The organism is Adhaeribacter rhizoryzae (assembly GCF_008629685.1).
In the GTDB taxonomy this organism is placed as follows: Bacteria; Bacteroidota; Bacteroidia; order Cytophagales; family Hymenobacteraceae; genus Adhaeribacter; species Adhaeribacter rhizoryzae.
Map to the genome: position 1 here is coordinate 49,789 of NZ_VWSF01000028.1, position 20,834 is coordinate 70,622.

Annotated in this window: 18 protein-coding genes and 1 tRNA gene; 13 read left to right on the forward strand and 6 right to left on the reverse strand. The window is 41.8% G+C overall.

Features of this window, described 5'->3' with window-relative positions; translation table 11 throughout:
* Positions 1-87: 87 nt before the first annotated feature.
* From F0145_RS23310 to F0145_RS23325, 4 genes are all read left to right on the forward strand, one after another.
* On the forward strand, positions 88-957 hold the full coding sequence (locus tag F0145_RS23310; RefSeq protein ID WP_150092554.1) for an ATP-grasp domain-containing protein: 870 nt from the start codon (positions 88-90) through the stop codon (positions 955-957).
* A gap of 225 nt (positions 958-1,182) precedes the next feature.
* Positions 1,183-2,811 carry a CTP synthase gene (locus tag F0145_RS23315; protein ID WP_150092556.1) on the forward strand — a complete coding sequence of 543 codons (1,629 nt, stop codon included), beginning with the start codon at positions 1,183-1,185 and terminating at the stop codon, positions 2,809-2,811.
* Between the two features lie 18 nt (positions 2,812-2,829).
* On the forward strand, positions 2,830-4,674 hold the full coding sequence (gene yidC / locus F0145_RS23320; RefSeq protein ID WP_150092558.1) for a membrane protein insertase YidC: 1,845 nt from the start codon (positions 2,830-2,832) through the stop codon (positions 4,672-4,674).
* A gap of 76 nt (positions 4,675-4,750) precedes the next feature.
* Positions 4,751-5,398, forward strand: a complete 648-nt coding sequence (locus F0145_RS23325; RefSeq protein ID WP_150092560.1) for a hypothetical protein — start codon at positions 4,751-4,753, stop codon at positions 5,396-5,398.
* Positions 5,399-5,430: 32 nt separating this feature from the next.
* On the opposite strand, the gene F0145_RS23330 is transcribed toward F0145_RS23325, so the two are convergent.
* Positions 5,431-7,083, reverse strand: coding sequence for an ABC transporter substrate-binding protein (locus tag F0145_RS23330; RefSeq protein ID WP_150092562.1), 1,653 nt, complete (start codon positions 7,081-7,083; stop codon positions 5,431-5,433).
* Between the two features lie 92 nt (positions 7,084-7,175).
* Here F0145_RS23330 and F0145_RS23335 point away from each other — a divergent pair, with 92 nt between their 5' ends.
* The 6 genes from F0145_RS23335 to lepB are packed head-to-tail and all read left to right on the forward strand — an operon-like array spanning position 7,176 to position 12,069.
* Entirely contained in the window at positions 7,176-7,859 is a 684-nt protein-coding gene (locus F0145_RS23335) for a metal-dependent hydrolase (protein ID WP_150092564.1), read from the forward strand.
* Positions 7,860-7,881: 22 nt separating this feature from the next.
* Positions 7,882-8,661 carry a ParA family protein gene (locus tag F0145_RS23340; RefSeq protein WP_150092566.1) on the forward strand — a complete coding sequence of 260 codons (780 nt, stop codon included), beginning with the start codon at positions 7,882-7,884 and terminating at the stop codon, positions 8,659-8,661.
* A 12-nt stretch (positions 8,662-8,673) separates the two neighbouring features.
* Entirely contained in the window at positions 8,674-9,594 is a 921-nt protein-coding gene (locus F0145_RS23345) for a ParB/RepB/Spo0J family partition protein (RefSeq protein WP_150092568.1), read from the forward strand.
* Positions 9,591-10,220: a DUF5683 domain-containing protein gene (locus tag F0145_RS23350; RefSeq protein ID WP_150092570.1), complete on the forward strand. Its 630-nt coding sequence runs from the start codon at positions 9,591-9,593 to the stop codon at positions 10,218-10,220. Before F0145_RS23345 ends, F0145_RS23350 begins: the two co-directional genes overlap by 4 nt.
* A complete protein-coding gene (gene dapB / locus F0145_RS23355) occupies positions 10,220-10,939 on the forward strand; it encodes a 4-hydroxy-tetrahydrodipicolinate reductase (protein WP_150092572.1) in 720 nt (239 codons plus the stop codon). The genes F0145_RS23350 and dapB overlap by 1 nt, the downstream gene beginning before the upstream one ends.
* Before the next feature lie 26 nt (positions 10,940-10,965).
* Positions 10,966-12,069, forward strand: coding sequence for a signal peptidase I (gene lepB, locus F0145_RS23360; RefSeq protein ID WP_150092574.1), 1,104 nt, complete (start codon positions 10,966-10,968; stop codon positions 12,067-12,069).
* A 162-nt stretch (positions 12,070-12,231) separates the two neighbouring features.
* Here lepB and ung read toward each other — a convergent pair whose 3' ends face one another.
* On the reverse strand, positions 12,232-12,894 hold the full coding sequence (ung, locus tag F0145_RS23365) for a uracil-DNA glycosylase (RefSeq protein WP_150092576.1): 663 nt from the start codon (positions 12,892-12,894) through the stop codon (positions 12,232-12,234).
* Between the two features lie 112 nt (positions 12,895-13,006).
* Between ung and apaG the strand changes: the two genes are divergently transcribed.
* Together apaG and F0145_RS23375 are read left to right on the forward strand one after the other, a co-directional pair.
* Positions 13,007-13,393 (forward strand): Co2+/Mg2+ efflux protein ApaG, encoded by a 387-nt coding sequence (apaG, locus tag F0145_RS23370; RefSeq protein ID WP_150092578.1) that lies wholly within the window; start codon positions 13,007-13,009, stop codon positions 13,391-13,393.
* Between the two features lie 13 nt (positions 13,394-13,406).
* Complete coding sequence (locus F0145_RS23375) at positions 13,407-14,192, forward strand: O-methyltransferase (RefSeq protein ID WP_223816215.1); 786 nt, start codon at positions 13,407-13,409, stop codon at positions 14,190-14,192.
* 192 nt (positions 14,193-14,384) lie between these two features.
* On the opposite strand, the gene kdsA is transcribed toward F0145_RS23375, so the two are convergent.
* A complete protein-coding gene (gene kdsA, locus F0145_RS23380; RefSeq protein ID WP_150092580.1) occupies positions 14,385-15,197 on the reverse strand; it encodes a 3-deoxy-8-phosphooctulonate synthase in 813 nt (270 codons plus the stop codon).
* A 274-nt stretch (positions 15,198-15,471) separates the two neighbouring features.
* Between kdsA and F0145_RS23385 the strand changes: the two genes are divergently transcribed.
* Positions 15,472-16,413: a hypothetical protein gene (locus F0145_RS23385; RefSeq protein ID WP_150092582.1), complete on the forward strand. Its 942-nt coding sequence runs from the start codon at positions 15,472-15,474 to the stop codon at positions 16,411-16,413.
* 111 nt (positions 16,414-16,524) lie between these two features.
* On the opposite strand, the gene cphA is transcribed toward F0145_RS23385, so the two are convergent.
* The 3 genes from cphA to F0145_RS23400 form a co-directional block, all read right to left on the reverse strand.
* A complete protein-coding gene (cphA, locus tag F0145_RS23390; protein ID WP_150092584.1) occupies positions 16,525-19,152 on the reverse strand; it encodes a cyanophycin synthetase in 2,628 nt (875 codons plus the stop codon).
* Positions 19,153-19,199: 47 nt separating this feature from the next.
* Entirely contained in the window at positions 19,200-20,078 is an 879-nt protein-coding gene (locus F0145_RS23395; protein ID WP_150092586.1) for a cyanophycinase, read from the reverse strand.
* A 271-nt stretch (positions 20,079-20,349) separates the two neighbouring features.
* Positions 20,350-20,420, reverse strand: a tRNA-Cys gene (locus F0145_RS23400).
* Positions 20,421-20,834 lie beyond the last annotated feature (414 nt).

Below are 20,834 nucleotides of genomic sequence, written 5' to 3' on the forward strand. Positions count from 1 at the left end.
CTTTAAATAAATATTTATAACCCTTTAATATTCATAATCAATATTTCCGCCTCTGAATTTATAACGGCTGACGGATAAACCAATTACATGAAACTGGCACTGGTTACATACGGCGACGAAGGAAAATACCCGGGTGAAGGCACCCGGGAAGATGTGCAACTACACGAATATTTAATTCAGAAAAACCTGGCTGTTAAATATGAAATCTGGACAGACCCCAATGTAAACTGGCAGCAGTACGAAGCTATTATTTTAAAATCGCCGTGGGATTATTTCGACAAAGTTGATCTTTTCCAGACTTGGTTAAATAACCTGGACCAACAAGAAGTGCGGGTATTAAACCCTACAATGGTGGTTCGCTGGAATTTAAATAAAGAATATTTGCTCCAGGTAGAAAAAGCCGGCTTTGCCACCGTTCCCACCAGCATTCTTAAACAGAAAAGTAATTTCAAGGCAGCCCCTTTTTTCGAGATTTGGCATACTAAAAACCTGATAGTAAAACCGGTAATTAGCGGCGGGGCCAAAAACACTTTTGTTATTTCGCAATCCGAAACGGCTATTTTTGAAAACCAGCTAAACCAACTATTGCAAGAAGAAGCTTATCTGGTACAACCTTTTATGCCGGAAATTCAAAACAAAGGCGAATATTCTTTAATATTCTTCAACGGCTATTTTAGCCATTGCGTGTTAAAAGTACCCCAAAGCGGCGATTTTCGGGTGCAGCATTATTTTGGCGGGGCCATTATTCCTACCACTCCGCCGGCCCATATTTTGGAGTATGCGCAACAATTATTAAAGCAATTTGCGCCCGGCTGTTTGTACGCCCGGGTAGATGGCCTAGAAAGCAACGGAAAGTTCCGGCTGATGGAGCTGGAATTAATTGAGCCTTTGCTCTATTTGCTTTACCACGGAAAAGCCTTCGAAAATTATTACCGGGCGTTGCGGCAAATACTTTAAACTTACAGCGCTAAATATTTACCCGTTAAGTTATTAGCACCGCCAGAAAGTCTAAACCTATAAAGCAAACAACAGCAATCAAAGCCCTGCCCTTTAGTGCTGTTTTTAATAAATATTAAGCCTGTTGCTTAAGGTTAGTGTGGCGTAAACCCGAATAACTTATTTTAAATTCTTAAATCTGATTTAATATCCGTACCTTTGTATTCCATAAGACTTACTCAACTTATGGCTTCCAAATATATTTTCGTTACCGGAGGTGTTACCTCCTCCCTTGGCAAAGGAATTATTTCGGCTTCTTTGGCTAAATTACTACAGGCGAGAGGCTTCTCCGTTACCATCCAAAAATTTGACCCTTACATTAATATTGACCCGGGAACGCTGAACCCGTACGAACACGGCGAGTGTTTTGTAACCGACGACGGCGCCGAAACCGACCTGGATCTAGGGCATTACGAGCGTTTCCTGAATACGCCTACCTCGCAGGCCAACAACGTAACCACCGGTAAAATTTACCACCACGTTATTACGCAAGAGCGCAAAGGCGCTTACCTTGGTAAAACCGTGCAAGTGGTACCGCATATTACCGATGAAATTAAGCGCCGCCTATTGCTATTAGGCCAAACCGGCGAATACGATATTGTAATTACCGAAATTGGCGGGGTGGTAAGCGATATTGAATCATTGCCTTTTATTGAATCGGTGCGGCAGTTGCGCTGGGAATTGCCCTCTAACGATTCGGTGGTTATTCACTTAACTTTATTGCCCTACCTGAAAGCCGCCGGCGAATTAAAAACCAAGCCCACCCAACACTCGGTGCGGTCTTTATCTGAAGCCGGGGTGCAGCCCGATATTTTGGTTTGCCGCTCGGAGTACCCGATACCACCAGAAATGCGCCAGAAAATAGCCTTGTTCTGCAACGTTAAAGTAAACTCCGTAATAGAATCGCTGGATGCCGATACCATTTATGATGTGCCTTTATTAATGCGTAAGGAAAAACTGGACGAGCGCGTAATAAAAAAATTAAAGCTTACTTCTAAGCAAGATCTAAACCTGGATAGCTGGAAAGAATTTTTAGGCCGGCTAAAGAATCCTACTGCCGAAGTACACATTGCCCTGGTAGGTAAATACGTAGAATTACCGGACGCTTACAAATCTATTACCGAAGCTTTTATTCATGCCGGCGCTCAAAACGAGTGCAAAGTAAATATTCATACCATTCAATCGGAGCACCTGAACGAAGACAATGTGCACCACCACCTGCACCATTTAGATGGCGTACTGGTTGCCCCGGGTTTTGGTTCGCGGGGTTTTGAAGGTAAACTGGAAGCCATTAGGTACGTGCGCGAAAACAATATTCCGTTTTTAGGTATTTGCCTGGGTATGCAATGCGCTGTAGTAGAGTTTGCCCGCAATGTACTAAGCTTAAACGAAGCAACTTCTACCGAAATGAACCCAGAAACGCCGCATCCGGTTATAGGTTTAATGGACAGCCAGAAAGAAGTTACTGAAAAAGGCGGAACCATGCGGTTGGGCGCGTATATTTGCGAGCTTAAAAAAGGAACAAAGGCGCATAACGTATACGGCAAAAACCGCATTAGCGAACGGCACCGCCACCGGTACGAATTTAACAATGATTACTTAGAAAGATTTGAACAAAACGGCATGATTGCCTCCGGCATAAACCCCGACACCAACTTAGTGGAAATGATTGAGTTGCAGCATCATCCCTGGTTTGTGGCTGCGCAGTTTCACCCGGAATTAAAAAGCACGGTGCAAACCCCCCACCCTTTATTTGTAAAGTTTATTAAAGCGGCCATTCACCACCAGAAAAACAAAACCCAGGTACTTATTTAATTTATCAGAATATTTAAAATGGATAAAAATCAAGCCATTGGCTTAGTACTCATATCAGTTATGCTGATTGTGTACATGACTTTCTTTTCGCCGGAACCACCCAAGGAACAACCCAAACCCAAGGCAACGCCAACCGCAACTGTTACGCCTGCCCAATCGGCTAGTGCTGGTCCGGTAGATTCAGTAGCACAAGCGCAGCAACGGGCGGCTTTAGGGGCTTTCGGTAATATTGCTTCCGGTACAGCGCAAAAAACCGTACTGGAAAACAAAAACCTAAAAATTACTTTAGATAGCAAAGGCGGCTTAATAGATGAGGTAATACTGAAAAAATATAAAACCTGGGATCAGAAACCATTAATCTTGTTCGATCAGGAAGGCAGTTCTACTGATATTAGCTTCCGGACGCAGGATAACCGGGTAATTAAACTTTCGGATTTATATTTCCAGGCCCAGCTCCTGAAAACCGTTAACAGCAAGCAAGGGCAAGCACAGGTTTTAGTGTACCACGCCGAGCTGGCTCCCAACCAATACATCGAGCAAGTTTATACTTTACCCGCCGATTCTTACCTGGTAGATTATAAATTAAACTTCTCGGGCCTGAACGGATTAGTAGCCAATGCACCACTGCAGTTTACCTGGAACGACCGGTTAAAGCGGGTAGAATTTGACTTGAACCAAAATCGGGAAAGGTCGCGGCTAAACTACATGACCGCTGAAGAAAGCTTTGATAATATTGCCGGCAGCGCCGATGAGCCCGAAGTAGCTACCGTGGAGGAACCACTTAAATGGGTATCAAACAAGCAAAACTTTTTCTCTGCAGCTATTATTGCCGATAATGCTTTTTCTAAAGGTTCTTTTAAAGCTTCTTTTAGTTCCGTTGATACTACCGAGGTTAAAACCCTTTCTACGCAATTACAAATTCCGGCGCAGGATGTATTAACTGGTAAAGGCAATTTCAACTTTTATTTTGGTCCGAATGATTACCAAATTCTAAAAACGTTACCCGCCGATTTTCAGAAAAATATTGACCTGGGTTGGGGAATATTTGCCTGGGTTAATAAGTTAATTGTTATTCCGGTATTTAATTTCCTCGAAAAATATTTCACCAACTATGGTATCATCATCATTTTATTGGTGGTATTTATTAAACTGCTCCTAACGCCTTTAACTTACAAATCTTACCTTTCTATGGCGAAGATGAAGGTGCTGAAGCCCGAAATTGATGCCATTAAGGAAAAGCACCCGGATGACATGCAGAAAACGCAGCAGGAAACCATGAAGCTGTACTCCACCATGGGCGTTAACCCTATGAGCGGCTGTATTCCTATGGTATTGCAAATTCCAATATTATTTGCCTTGCTTAATTTCTTCCCCAACTCCATTGAACTGCGCCAGGAGCCTTTCTTGTGGGCTCACGATTTATCTACTTACGATGTGTTTGCCCGTTTGCCGTTTACCATTCCGTTTTATGGTAGCCACATTAGTATGTTTACCCTGCTCATGACTTTGTCTACTATTCTGTATACCTGGTCTAACAACCAAATGACTACCATTCAGGGGCCCATGAAGTTTTATTCTTACCTGATGCCGGTAATGATTATGTTTGTGGTAAACTCGTTTGCGGCCGGTTTAAGTTTCTATTATTTTGTTTCGAATATTGTTACTTTTATTCAGCAGGCCATTATCCGCCGCTTCGTAGACGACAATAAAATCCGGGCTAAACTGGAAGAAAACAAAATCAAGAACAAGGATAAAAAGCCGGGTGGTTTTCAGAAACGTTTACAGGACGCCATGAAAGCTGCCGCTGAGCGCGAAGCTCAACAAAAAAGCCCCGGCGAAGCTCCCAAAAAACGGAAAAGATAAATTTGGAATAATTTAAAGTTTTAATTTTAAAGCCTGGTATTTACAACTACCAGGCTTTTTTTATGTTCATTACCCTATGATATTTAGAACAAAATATTGCCGGCTTCTGCTCTGCTTCTTACTCTTGTTAATATTGGCCCAATGTTCTCCGCAAAAGAAAACGGAAGAAAAAGAACCAGCCGCTAGTAAAACCATAACGCCTATACCCAAGGAATCTGATGAAGTACCGAAATCACCAACTTTAGCTGCTGAACCTAATATTAAAGACCAGAAGAACACCAAAGCCAGTAAAAAGAAGAAGGATAATATTTACGCTTTATATCAGCAAAAAATAGCCAAATTTAAATTCGATGCCTTTCGGGTGAAAGAAAAATATAGTGGACGGGCGGCAACCATTGATTTAGTAAGTCATGAAGATGCCCGGCTATACCAAAAAACCTTTACGCGTGGCTTAGCGGCCGGTAGCAACTTTGCCGGAAAATATACCTTAGTAAGCGTACCTTGCGGCGATAAGTGCCAGGATAATTACATCATCGAAACCCAAACCGGTAAAGTAATAGATAAAGTACAAAGTAGTACAGGAGTTTCTTTCCGGCCAGATAGCCGTTTGCTAATTGTTAATCCGCCCGAACTAACTACCAACAATCAGGTATGCCAAAATTGCGAGCCCATCATTTATGTACTGGAAAACGGTTTGATCTATAAGGCTAAACTTCTTAGGTAATTTAGATCTAGCATTTCAATTTAATTCTTCAATCATAGCTTCTTAACTTTTTCTAGCCGCAAAGTATTCATGGGATCGGCTTTCATGCCCAAAATATTCTTTTGCGTCAGCATGATAACTTCATCGTAAAAAAGCACAATTACCGGGCACTCTTCCACTACAATTTTATCCATTTCGCGGTAAAGCTGGTAGCGTTTTTCTAAGTCTTGCTCTAGTTTGGCCTTTTCGTAAAGCGCATCGAAGCGGGCGTTTTTAAGGTGGGTTTTATTAGGACCGGCCGGCGAAAAGTTTTTGCTGTAAAACAAAGCCAGAAAATTTTCTGCATCCGGGTAGTCACCGAACCACGATTTCATAAAAAATCCGGAACGGCCATTATCCACGGCTTCCTGGTGCGCCGCCGCCTGGTTAATATTTATCTCTGCTATAACGCCTACTTCCGACCACTTCTTCTGCATAAATTCGGCCAGTTCTTTGTGCTCGGCTACGGTATTTAAAGTTATGCGCAGCGGCTTTTGCCGGTTAAATCCGGCAGCGTTAAGTAACGCTCGCGCTTTAACCGGGTTGTAAGAGTAGCCCCGCACTTCTGCTGCATTAAAGGAAGGCAAAGAAGGCGGCACCATGCCGGAATGGCCCGGAATACCTAAATTATTGCGGTAATAAACCACCAGTTCTTTTTTGTTTAAAGCATAATTTAAGGCTTGTCTTACACGCTTGTCTTGTAAAGCCGGGTTAGCATCGCGCAGGTTACTGGGGTCGAGTTGAAAGCCAATATATTCGGTGTTGAGATAGGGCACTTTTTGCAAGTTAAATTTATTTGCAAATTCCGCTTGTAAAGTGCCGTCTTTGTTCAGGATTAAATCTTTGGAGCTGCCCCGGATACCCGATAAAAAATCGAGCTTTTGTTGCTGAAACGTTAAGAATTCCATTTTGCGATCGTTGATAAACGTAATTTGTACCGCATCGAGGTAAGGCAGTTGCTTACCGGCTTGGTCTTTTTTCCAGTAATTAGGGTTTTTATGCAATATTATGGCATTACCTTCGTCCCAGAGCTTAAATACAAAAGGCCCAGTACCTACGGGTTGCGCCCGGAAATCTTTACCGTACTTTTCAGCTGCTTCTTTGGGTACTACAAAGCAATAAGGCATGCTTAATATTTCGGTAAAAGAAATAAAAGGTTCTTTCAAATAAACATTTAAAGTACTGTCGTTTACTACTTTAAAGCAAGTATCCGAAACCATTCCTTTATAATTTTCCAGTACCTTGCCTTTAAATACCCAGCTCCCCGTACTGGCCGTTTGGGGGTTTAACAAGCGATAAAAACTGTAACGAAAATCTTCGGCTACAACCCGCCGGCCCTTACCATTAACAAAAACCGGATTGTCGTGGAAGTAAACATCAGCGCGCAAATGAAAAGTATATTTTAAGCCATCGGGGCTAATTTCCCAGGCGCGGGCAATGGCCGGACTTGGTTTTAACTGTTCATCTAATTCTACCAAGCCATTGTAAAGCTGCGTGGTAGCCCAAATATTGGCCTGGTTGCGGGCAAAGGCCGGGTCCAAAGAACTCAGGGCTTCGGGTTGGTTATACTTAAATATTTTTTTGCCCGTTAGCTTACTAGTTTCTGGTCGGCAACTCCAAAAAAGGGCCAAAAATAGCGGTAAAAAAAGGGTGCGTGTGGGTAACATGTGGAAAATTAATACTTATTATACTTTATCTTTGCCTAAAGTTAACCTATAAAAAAGGTTAAAATTGCCATTAAACAAAAGCTAATAAAACTATGGAAATAACGTACTTAGGGCACTCTTGTTTTCTGTTAGATTTAGGTGGCACCAGGGTATTATTTGATCCGTTTATTACCTATAACGAATTAGCTGGTTCCATAGATAAAGAAGCGATTCAGGCCGATTTTATATTGCTTTCGCACGCGCACCAAGACCACATGGCCGATGCTGAATATTTTGCTACAAAAGACAATGCCGCCATTGTAGCCAGCTACGAAGTGTGCGAATGGTATAAAGGTAAAGGTATTCAAAACGTGGTGCACATGAATATTGGTGGCAAGGTTAATTTGCCATTTGGCACCGTACGTATGGTGTTTGCAGCGCACTCCAGTGTATTGCCCGATGGTTCTTACGCCGGTAACCCGGCGGGTTACGTTATCGAAAGCGCCGATAAGATCATTTATTTTGCTGGTGATACCGCCCTGACTTACGATATGAAAATAATTGCGGAACTGTACCAGCGCGTAGATGTGGCGTTCCTGCCTGTAGGCGGCACCCTGACCATGGATGTGTACGATGCTTTACTTGCCGCTAATTGGGTAAATGCCCGTAGAATAATAGGCATGCACTACGACACCTGGCCCAATATTGAAATTGACCACGTAGAAGCGCTGGGAGCGGCGCGGCAAACCGGAAAAGAATTAACACTGATGCAGATCGGTGAAAAAATTAACCTTTAAGATTTTAGTTTATAAAAATAAAATGGGAAAAATTATTGCAGTAGCCAACCAAAAAGGCGGGGTAGGCAAAACCACTTCGGCGATTAACCTGGCCGCAAGTCTGGCTGCGCTGGAGTACAAAACGCTTTTGGTGGATGCTGATCCGCAGGCCAATGCTACCTCGGGTGTCGGTTTCGACCCCAAAGATATTTCTAAAAGTATTTATGAGTGCATGGTAGATAATGTGAAAGCCGAAGACATTATCATGCCCTCGAATATTGATTTTTTAGATTTAATACCTTCGCACATTGATTTAGTAGGCGCCGAAGTAGAGATGATTAACCTGCCCGACCGGGAGGTAAAAATGAAAGAAGCGCTGGCACCCGTTAAAGATCGCTACGATTTTATTATTATCGATTGTTCTCCTTCTTTGGGATTAATTACGGTTAATTCGTTAACAGCGGCTAATTCGGTTATTATTCCGGTGCAATGCGAATACTTTGCGTTGGAAGGATTAGGCAAATTATTAAACACCATTAAAATTATTCAGTCGCGGCTAAACCAGGAACTGGAAATTGAAGGCATTTTACTTACCATGTACGATGTGCGTTTGCGCCTCTCGAACCAGGTAGTGGAAGAAGTGCAGCTTCATTTTCAGCAAATGGTTTTCGAAACAATTATTCCGCGTAATGTTAAGTTAAGCGAGTCGCCGAGTTTTGGGGTTCCGGCGCTGCTACACGATGCCGATAGCAAAGGGGCCATTAGTTACCTGAACCTGGCCCGGGAAATAGTGGAGAAGAATGGAATTCTGCAGCCGCAGTAAGAAGATTATTAAATGTCTGATAATAAAAATATTTTAAAAAGAAAAGGTGGTTTAGGTCGGGGTTTAGGCGCTTTAATTGAAGGCAGCTACGACAAAAAGGTTGAAGAAACACCAGCAGCGGCTAATCCGGCCAATGTGGTGGGCGAAATTCCGCTGGATCAAATCCAAACCAACCCTTACCAGCCCCGCACCCACTTCGACCAGGAATCTTTAGAAGAACTGGCCGAATCTATTCGGGTGCAAGGCATTATTCAACCCATTACGGTGCGGCAATTAGATTCCGGCACTTACCAGCTTATTTCTGGGGAGCGGCGTTACCAGGCTTCTAAACTGGCCGGTTTGCAAGCTATACCGGCATATATTCGTAAAGCCAACGACCAGCAAATGCTGGAAATGGCTCTAATCGAAAATATTCAGCGCGAAAACCTGAATGCTATTGAAATTGCCCTGAGTTACCAGCGTTTATTAAGCGAGTGCAGCCTGAAACAGGAAGAACTAGGCGAACGCGTGGGTAAAAAACGAACCACCGTAACGAATTATTTACGCTTATTAAAATTGCCGCCCGATATTCAGGTAGCTTTGCGTGATAATTTAATTACTATGGGCCACGCCCGGGCGCTGATAAATATTGAAAATATTGAACAGCAACTAGAAGTTTTTCGCCGGATTATGGACGAAGAATTATCGGTGCGGAAAGTAGAAGAAATTGCCCGGAAACTAAATAATCCGGAAAAAGTTAATAAACCAGCCGTTCAGGCCAACCAAAACGAACTATCCGGCGAAGTAAAAAAAGTAGAATCGCGTTTATCTACTTATTTCGGCACCAAAATTCAGGTAAAATCAAATAAATCGGGCAAAGGCGAGATTAAAATACCGTTTTTATCCGTTGATGAATTAAACCGGATTCTGGAAATTTTAAATTACTCCGGATGAAAATTTTTCATCAAAAGCTTTTCCTGTTTTTATTAATTTCATTGCCTTTTATCTGCTACCAAGCGGAAGGCCAGGTTATTACTACCGGCCAAGACTCGGCAGTGGTGCGTTTGCCAGATACCACCAAAACCAAAGCACCCAAAGTACCTTTTTACCAGATAAGTAAATGGAGCGAGCCGGGCAAAGCCGCTTTATTTTCGGCGGTAATTCCAGGCTTGGGACAGGCCTATAACAAAAGCTACTGGAAAATACCTATTATTTACGCCGGTGGTGCAATATTAGGGTATTTTTTGCATTCGAACCACAAGCAATATCTTAGTTTCCGTACGGCCTATATTATTCGTACCGATGGCGATGACACTACCATAGATAAGTACGCCAATAAATACCGGGAGGCATCTACCTTAAGCCGGGGCCGCGACCAATACCGCCGCTGGCGCGATTATACCTTTTTATATTCCCTGCTTTTTTACGGCATTAATGTTTCCGAAGCTTATGTTTATGCGCATTTAAAAGACTTTGATGTCAGCGACGAACTAAGCATGCGCGTTCAGCCTAGTGTTATTCCCACCCTTAATAATAAAGTAGTTCCAGCTTTTACCTTAAGTTTAAATTTAAAAAAATAATGCGCATCTTACTTATTGGCTACGGCAAAATGGGTAAAACCATTGAGCAAATTGCTTTACAAAAAAACCACCAGATTGCCGGCATCATCGATATTCAGAACCGCGAATCTTTAGGAGATTATAACAGCTCCAACACCGACGTAGCCATTGAGTTTACGCACCCCGAATCGGCTCCCGAAAATATTAAATATTGCCTGCAAAACGGCATACCGGTGGTATCGGGCTCTACGGGATGGATGCAGCACTTTGCCGAAATTAAAGATTTATGCCAGCAAAATTCGGGTTCTTTCTTTTATGCTTCTAATTATAGCGTAGGTGTAAATTTGTTTTTCCATTTTAATGAATATATTGCCGCTAAAATGCAGGCTTATCCGGGTTTTGATGTAGAAATTAAAGAAGTACACCATACCCAGAAAGTAGATAAACCCAGCGGCACGGCCATAACTACTGCCGAAGGGTTGCTGAAAAATTACCCTGCTAAAAATAATTGGGTTAGTGATAGTGCTACACCCGGGCCGCAGGAATTAAATATTATTTCGGAGCGTTTAGCCGATGTAGTTGGTTTGCATACGGTTAGATACACTTCGGAACACGATACCATAGAATTAACCCACAATGCCCATAGCCGCATTGGTTTTGCCGAAGGCGCGGTAATGGCAGCCGAATGGTTACCGGGTAAAAAAGGAATATACGGCATGAAAGATTTGCTTAATTTATGAGCCTTGCCTAATGCAAATTTGTATTTATGAAATTAAAATTCAGAAAGTCGAATACCACTTATCCTTCTAAAACGCCAGTGCGTAAAGGTTTTTTCCGCGAATGGGGCGATGCCATTTTGTTTGCCGTGGTTGCTGCAACTTTAATACGCTGGGCAACTTTTGAGGCTTACGTAATTCCTACGCCCTCTATGGAGAAATCTTTGCTGGTAGGCGATTATTTGTTTGTGAGTAAACTGCACTATGGTCCGCGTACCCCTAAAACGCCGCTGCAAGTTCCGCTTACGCACCAAACCATTTGGGGTACCAATATTCCCTCCTATTCCGATGCTATTCAGCTAAAGCAATTCCGTTTACCTGGTTTTTCGGATGTTAAAAAGGGCGATGTAGTAGTATTTAACTTTCCGCCGGAAGAAGAACACCCGGTAGATTTGCGTACCAATTATATTAAACGCTGCGTTGGGGTAGCCGGCGATACTCTTTCTATCCGCGACATGCAGGTGTATATAAATGGCCAAAAGCAGGAAAATCCGGCAGAAATGCAGTTCAGCTATTATCTGCAAACCGAAAACGCCATTACGGAAAAGGAATTTTTAAGGTATAACATTGCCGATCCGTACACGGTAATGGGTGGTTATGCCGTACATACCACACCGGCCACCGCCAAAGAATTTGAAGGTGTAAGTTATATCAAGCGCGTAGAGTTAATTAAAGATACCGCCGGCTATGCCGATCCGGCCATTTTCCCGTTTGTGCCCTCGCAATATAAATGGAACAAAGACAACTTTGGACCTCTATATATCCCTAAAAAAGGCGTTACCATTAAGTTAGATTCCGCTACTGTTCCGCTTTACGAAATGGTTATCCGGCGCTACGAAGGCAACGAAAATGTAGAAGTAAAAGGAAATGTCATAACCATTGATGGCAAACCCCAAACCCAATACACCTTTAAGCAAAATTATTATTTTATGATGGGGGATAACCGGCACAATTCCGCCGACTCGCGTTACTGGGGTTTTGTACCCGAAGACCATATTGTAGGTAAAGCGGTTTTAATCTGGATGTCATCGGACCCGAACGGCGGCGTAAGCGGCAAAATTCGCTGGAATCGTATATTTAAATTAATAGAATAGTTTTTTCGTTGTTCGTTAATTGTTGTTCGTTATTCGGAAACTTGAAATAATTATTAGGTTATAAAAGCAGAAGCACCAAATAAATGTGGTGCTTCTGCTTTTTAAAGATTATTCAATTATCAAGATCCCGAACAACGAGTAACGAGCAACGATTAACGAACTTCACCAATCGATTGGTTTCTGACCTTGTGCTTGCAAATATTGATTGGTTTTGCTGAAATGCCGGCAACCAAAAAAGCCTTTATCTGCAGCAAACGGAGATGGATGGGCAGCGGTAAGAACATGATGTTTTCGGCTATCGATTAAAGCACCTTTTTTCTGCGCATAAGCGCCCCATAATAAAAATACCAAGCCTTCTTTCTGTTCCGATAATTGCTGAATAGCGGCATCAGTAAATTCTTCCCAACCTTTTTTCTGGTGCGAACCCGCCGAGTTAGCTCTTACTGTTAAAGTAGCATTCAGCAGCAATACGCCTTGCACCGCCCAGCGCTCCAGGTTACCCGATTTTGGAATTTCTTTACCCACATCGTCTTTTATTTCTTTAAAAATATTCCTTAAAGAAGGCGGCGGCGTAACGCTCTCCTGCACCGAAAAAGCCAGACCGTGCGCTTGCCCCGGACCATGATAAGGATCTTGACCAATCAAAACTACTTTAACCTGATCGAAAGGAGTTTTTTCGAAAGCATTAAATATTAAGCTGCCGGGCGGAAACACCTGGTGCGTAGCATATTCTTCTTTTACAAAGGCAATTAGCTTTTTAAAATATTCTTTCTGAAACTCCGGTGCCAGTACCCGATGCCAGCTTTCTTCTATTTTTACGCTCATAGTAAAATATTAGGGTCCGTAACAAAATAAAGTTTTTTTAACGTAAATGCTTGCTATAACAAAACTATTACTTAAAATTGACTGTTCATCTGATAAACCTGCAATTTCTATCATGGGCACAACAACCACCCAGGGCGTAAAAGTAACGGTAACTACCAATTACTTACCCGACTACTCCAGTCCGGGACAACAGCATTATGTGTTTGCCTACAAAATTAATATTCAGAATAACAGCGAATTTACCGTAAAGTTATTGCGTCGCCATTGGTATATTCATGATTCTAACGGCGTTGTACGCGAAGTAGAAGGCGAAGGCGTGGTTGGTCAGCAACCGGTACTGGAGCCCGGCGAAGCGCACGAATATGTATCGGGTTGTAATTTAAAATCCGGCATTGGTAAAATGCGGGGCACTTATTTAATGGAGCGGTTGGTAGATGGGAAACAATTTAATGTAGTTATTCCGGAGTTTGTATTAATTGTTCCTTACAAACTTAATTAAGCCAATTATTCTTTTGTCTTTACTGCGCCTGGGTTACAAATTCCTGATTTATCGTTTTAAATCTTTACGCTTACACGGAGTTCACTCTCCTTTTATTTTTAATCTGTACCAAAATGTTATTCTGCACAGTGGCCAATATTATACTTACGGCCAAATAGAAAACCTACGGGCTGAACTGCGGCAAAACCACCAACAATTAGAGATCACCGATTTAGGTGCGGGCTCAAAAGTAAACCCAACTTACCGCCGCCGGATTAGCGATATAGCTAAAATTTCGGCTAAACCAGCTAAATACGCCCAATTATTATTCCGACTGGTAAATTATTTTCAGCCCAACCAGGTGCTGGAATTAGGCACTTCGCTTGGTTTAACGAGCGCGTATTTAGCCAGCGCTCACACTAAGAGTCAGGTTTACTCTTTTGAAGGCTGCCCCAACATAGCACAACAAGCGCAATTGAATTGGCAGAAGCTAAAACTTAGCAATATTGAAATTATACCGGGTAATCTGGACCAAACCTTACCAGCGTTTTTAAATAAAACCACCCGCGTAGATTTTATTTATTTCGACGGAAATCACCGGTACGAGCCAACCATGCACTACTTCCGGCTTTGTTTAGAGAAGCACACCGAAGAAAGCGTTTTTATTTTTGATGATATTTATTGGTCGGCAGAAATGGAAAAAGCCTGGCAGGAAATCTGTGCACATCCGGCTGTTACCTTATCCATCGACCTTTTTCAGGTAGGTTTAATTTTCTTCCGGAAACAGCAGCCCAAACAGCATTTTACCCTTTGGTACTAATTTAGGGTTAAATATTTTTAGGTTAAAGGTTGAAAGTTTAAGGTTTATAGAATGCCTTGCGTTTATAATTAAAACTCAGGTTATGGTATGCTGTCTTGCTGCCAGCCTCACCTAGTATGTTTTAATTATTTTAACTGCTAAATACGCAATAAATAATTCCTCACCTTTAACTTTCAACCTTCAACCAAATTATTAACCGGCCACTGCTTGTCTTATCCGGATTAAGTTTTCCAGTAAGCCTTCCAGTTGATCCAGCGGTAACATATTGGCGGCATCAGATTTGGCCTGGCTGGGAATTGGGTGCGTTTCTATAAATATACCATCGGCGCCTACTGCAATAGCTGCTTTTGCTATGGTTTGAATTAAGGCTGGCCGGCCCCCGGTTACGCCGGAAGATTGGTTGGGCTGCTGCAGCGAGTGGGTTACATCCATTACTACCGGCACGCCAAAAGATTTCATGGCTACAATATTCCGGTAATCAACCACTAAATCAGTATAGCCAAAAGAATTTCCGCGGTCGGTTAATATTACGTTATCATTACCGGAATCCTTTATTTTATCTACGGCAAAGCGCATGGCCTCTCCGGATAAAAACTGACCTTTTTTTACGTTTACCACTTTCCCGGTTTTGGCAGCGGCTACTAATAAATCGGTTTGGCGGCACAAAAAGGCAGGAATTTGCAGTACATCTACGTATTCGGCGGCCATGGCGGCTTCTTCGGTTTCGTGGATGTCGGTAATGGTTGGCATATCGAACTCGGCTCCTACTTTCTGCAAAATCTTTAAAGCTTTTTCGTCGCCGATGCCGGTAAAAGAATCAATGCGGGAACGATTGGCTTTGCGGTATGAGCCTTTAAAAATATAGGGTATCTGCAACCGGTCAGTAATATTTTTTATTTTTTCGGCAATATCAAGGGCCATTTCTTCGCCTTCAATAGCGCATGGTCCAGCCATCAGAAAAAAATTACCTGAATTTTTATGGCTTAGTTTAGGAATAGATATCATGTTTTAGCGTTGTGAATAAAAAGAAATACTTTTAACTTTAAAATTAAGCTTAGGTGCAACTGCCGGAAAATATCCTTCTAATTTACGGTTCATTACTAAACTTAAATAATGGTTTTGTTTTTGAATTAAAGCAATAGCACTGGGGCAAAGTTATTTATTTATGGGTACTTAAAAGTTAACTAGATTAATATTTAATTTGGCAACGCGCGTTTAAAGTATATTTTTGTACTTTCTATATATTAAATAAACTAAATAGTAAACTAAACAAATCGAAATGGCAGAAAGCAATCCTGAACGTGATAATAACCGGAAATTGTTGGTTGTAGGTTTAATTGTGGTTCTACTTACTATTAATGGAATTCTGTTTTATATGCAGCACCAGAAAACCCAAAAAGTAGAAGAACAGGAAGAGGTTATTCGGGTAAAAAACAGCGAATTAGAAAACCAGATTAAAGTTTATGAAGCCTTAAAAGCAGATTTTGAACGCCAAAGCGAGGAGTTACAAGCCATGGGTTTATCTAATGATTCGTTAGAAGCCAAAATTACGCAGATTAATGGCGATCTTATTAAACTACAGGGTTTCCGGAAAACCAGTTTTTCTTTAGCCGATCAGCGTAAGTACCGCGACCGGGCTGCTAATCTGGAAAATCAGCTTAAAAAGAAAGACCAGGAAATTGCTAAACTGAAAGAAGATAATGAAGTGCTGTTTGGCGAAAATACTACCCTAAAAACTACCCAAACCCAATTAACCGATACCATTAGCACCTTAAAAACAAATAATCAGGAACTAACCGAAAAAGTGGCCCTTGCTTCTCGCCTGGAGGCACAAAATATACAGGTAAACATAATTAATAACCGCGGCAAAGAAAAAGACGATAATGCCGATGAATTTAAGGCCAAGCGGGTAGATAAAATCAGAATTTCGTTTAACCTGGGTAAAAACGAAGTAGCCGCCAAAGAAACAAAAGAAATATTAATGCGCCTGATCGAACCGGATGGTTCAGCTTTATACAACCTATCAACCGGGTCGGGTACTTTTATGCTAAACGGCGAAGAAACTTTTTATACTGCTAAGCGCGATATTGTTTTCGATAATTCGCAGCAAGCTGTTTCTTTTGTTTATTCTAAAGGTGCCGAATACAAAAGAGGCCTCCATACCATCGAAATTTACGCCGATGGTTACCAAATTGGCAAATCTACTTTTACCTTAAAATAGAATCTGAAAACATTCAATCAAAAAGAAAGGCCGGAAATTCATCCGGCCTTTCTTTTTTTACCCAATGTTTACCGTTTAGTAGATTATTTTTTATTCCAGAAATATTGTTTTCTAATCTACTAACTCCCGGCGGTCCTGAATAACTTTAAAATTCTCGACCAGTTTAATGGCTTCTGTTACGTCTTCGGAGAAAATGGTGATTAACGAACCCCGGGTGGCATTTTCTAGAGCGTGCGCAATGGCCCGCATTTCTTGCGGAATATAAATAACGTGCTTATCTGGGTCTATGAGGTTAATACCTGCTTGCAGCATTTGGTTGATGTGTTCGGGAACAGCACCTCGTAAATCTTTATCTTGCCTGATTATTATTTCATCGAATATTTCGGCAGCCAACCGGCCCAACTCTTTGGTGTCTTCGTCGCGGCGGTCGCCTACGCCGGCAACAATTCCTATCCGGCGAGTAGCATCTGAGGTATTTACAAATTCGCCAATTGCTTTTAAGCCAGCCGCATTATGCGCATAATCTACTAAAACCTCAAAATGCGGGAACCGGAACAGGTTCATGCGGCCTGGCGTTTTAGAGGCGGATGGCACAAAAGTCCGGAGCGAATTTTTAATATCTTCTACCGGAATACGCGATACATAAGCGGCAAGCGTGGCAGCCAAAACGTTTTCAATGTTAAAGCGGGCGCGTCCACCAAAGGTTAAAGGAATATCGGCTACCCGATCGATCCTTATTTTATAACTATTTTTATAGATTGAGATATAGCCATTCTCCAGCACTGCCGCTAAGCCTCCTTTACTAATGTGCTTTAATATTCGGGGGTTCTTTTCGTCTAAGCTGAAAAAAGCGATTTTGCAATCTAAGTCTTTGGCCATCTGGTAAACCAGATCATCGTCGGCGTTTAAAACGGCATAACCATCGGGCTTTACGGTTTTGGGTACCACGGCTTTTACGTTGGCCATGTCTTCCAGGGTATTAATATCGCGCAAACCTAAATGGTCGGCGGCCACATTGGTAACAATGCCTACATCGCATTGCTCAAAGCCTAAGCCAGAACGTAACATGCCGCCACGGGCACATTCGAGTACCGCAAAATTTACGGTAGGGTCTTTTAGCACAAAAGCAGTACTTTTGGCGCCGGTGGTATCGCCTTTCTCCAGCATTTTGTCCTGAATATAAATGCCATCAGTAGTAGTAAATCCTACCTGGTAACCGTTAGATTTAATAATGTGTGCCGTTAAACGCGTAGTGGTAGTTTTGCCATTGGTGCCCGTAATAGCTATTATTGGTATGCTGGATGGGCAACCGTGCGGGAACAGCATGTTTATTACGGGTTCGGCCACGTTACGGGGTAAACCTTCGGTAGGCGCAATATGCATCCGGAAGCCGGGGGCAGCATTAACCTCCAGCACCGCGCCGCGAGCTTCGTTTAGCGGTATTGCAATATCGGTGGTCATCACATCTATGCCGCAAATATCCAGGCCAATAATACCCGCAATTCGTTCGGCCATTAAAACATTGTAGGGGTCAATAATATCGGTTACATCCGTAGCTGTGCCGCCGGTACTAATATTAGCAGTACTCTTTAGATATAATATTTTACCAGCTGGTAATATTGATTTTAAGGTTAGGTTTTTATCCTTTAAAATAGCGCGGGTAAATTTATCTACTCTTATTTGCGTAAGTTCTTTTTCGTGACCTACACCCCGCCGCGGATCTTTATTAACTTTTTCTATTAATTGCTGAATGGTAGATTCGCCATCGCCGGTTACCATGGCCGGCGTACGTTTTGCCGCAGCCACAAACTTTTTGTTTATAACCAGTAATCGAAAATCAAAACCCTGAATAAATTGTTCTACAATTACACCCGGCGAATATCTTACAGCTTCGGTAAATCCTTTTTGGGCTTCTTTCCAGTTTTTTAAATTAATGCTGGCACCTTTGCCGTGGTTGCCGTCCAGCGGTTTGGTTACTATTGGAAAGCCTAATTCCTGGGTAGCAGCTTTAAGTTCTTCTAAATTGTAAACAGTAGTTCCCCGGGGTACTGGTATGCCAGCGCCGGCCAGCATCTCTTTGGTTGCATTTTTATCACCAGCCAGTTCCACCGCAAAGGAAGCCGTTCGGCAAGTCATGGTAGCCTGTATTCGTTTTTGGTGTACGCCGTAACCCAACTGAATTAATGAATTTCTGTCTAGCCGGATGTAAGGTATTCCGCGGCTTACCGCTTCGGCCACAATGGAGTAAGTACTGGGTCCAATATGTTCATCTTCGCGAATCTGGTGTAAACGGTCAACATCGCGTTTTAAGTTATAACGGGCATCTTTAACCAGCGCTTCGGTAATTTTAACGGCGGCATAGGCGGCGTACTCGCCTGCCCTTTCTTCGGAATACGAAAATATTACATTATCAATGCCTTCTTCTGAGGTGGGTATAGTACGGCCAAAACCACAATCCATTCCCGATAGATTTTGCAATTCCAGCGCTATGTGCTCTACCACATGGCTTAGTTTAGTACCCCTTCTAACAATTTTAAAAAAACCACCTTCTACGCCTTCGGCCGAACGATGCGCTTGCATTCCCGGAAACATCTTTTTTAAGCGTAAGAAAAATCCCGGTATTTCATTCGTATAGGTATCCTTGTAATTTTCAAGGTCCAGCTTTATAACTATAATTTTCGGATGTTCTACCGACCAATAATTTGGTCCGCGCATAATACGCAAGTCTACAATTTCCATTTAATTGCGGGATTGAGTCTTTATTTGTTTTTCTAATGAAAATGGAATTAATTATAATCTGGAATAGAAAAAGTGTCTCCTTTTCCTAATAGGTCTACTTTCAAATTTCTTAAAGTAACTGGTTCGCCGTTTGCAATTTCATGAATATTAGATGAGGTACATCCCCTTGCATCCATTAACACTATTAAACCACTTCCAATTACTTCGGCTTCCCGCCCGGCTTTAATCACAATACCGGTATCTTCTTCTAAGCCTATACCTAAGTAACCGGGGTTAGAGGCCAAGCGATTTGCCATCCTAATCATACGTCCGCGGGCAATAAAATGGGTATCTATGGCAACATTTTTTATAAAATCTAACCCGGAAGTTGAGCGCACGTCACCTTTAAACATACCGTTATCTTTTTGGCCTTCGTAAATCATTCCGGACGACATAGCAGCTGCGCCAGCACTCGTACCAGCTATTATTATTGGTTCTTGTAAATATTGTTTTTTCAAAACGGAAAGAAGTTCAGTACCGCCTAAAATTGAGGTTAACTTTAACTGATCCCCACCGGTAAAAATAATGCCAGCAGCTTCTTTAATCAGCTTCAAATAATCCGGATTGGTGGCATCTTCCCGGTTTTGTATATTGGCTACTTGTACGTTCTTACATTTTAATTTATGAAAAACTTCCAGGTAATCTTTTGCCGCCTTTTCCGGCTCGCCAGATGCAGTTGGAATAATCACAATCAAAGGATTTTTACCTTTTAGCTCCTTTGTAAATCTTTCCAGAATTTCTAATTTGATAAATTGATCATTCCGATCGTGGATGTGGTCGCCATCATGGCCTTTATCTTCTTTGCCTCCAATTGCTATTAATATTCCTTTGGGAGTTAATACTTCACTTTTACTTTCTGAAACATTTTTACCATTTTTTTGAGACATATAAATCATTTTATTTAACAAACAACCTTCTTTGATATGCTATAACAGCATCCTTCAGGAATCATTAGTTAAGAGATAAAAGGATTACGAATGCCCATTTAAAAAGATGAAGAGGCAGGAGGTTTATTGAAGAATTAAGAAGAATTTAAGCTTTTATACTATAGTAACAGTAAGTATTACTTCGGCAAATAAAAAATACGTAGCTATAAACAGGAACTATAAGCAATAAAAAAAGCCCAGCCTTAATTAAAAAGCAGGGCTAAATTTGAAGAGGTAGCGAGCGGATTCGAACCGCTGTACGAGGTTTTGCAGACCTCTGCCTAGCCACTCGGCCACGCTACCTGATTGGGAGTGCAAATATAAATATAGTTTAATATCATCCAAAACGATAATGCAGATTTATTCAAAAACTTTGAAAAAAAGAGCAGCTAATATTTAACACCATCTGTAACTTCATGCTACTCAGAAGATTTTAGCTTAATACTATTTATTAACTCTGGTGTTAATGAAATAATATTTTAAAGGTATTAAGTAATATTGAGCAGGTATGAGCTTATAGCGGCTGCATAATTCCACTTAAAACAAGCATGGTGAATTATATTAGTTACCGTTGCCATTGTTCTTAACCACCCCTATAAAGCAAAAAGCCCCGTTACATTGCTGTACCGGGGCTTGAGGTTCTTACTTCTTACAACTACTACTTATTACTAATCAGTAGTCAAGCAGCAAAGAGGAAATAAATAAGGTTGGCGGCTA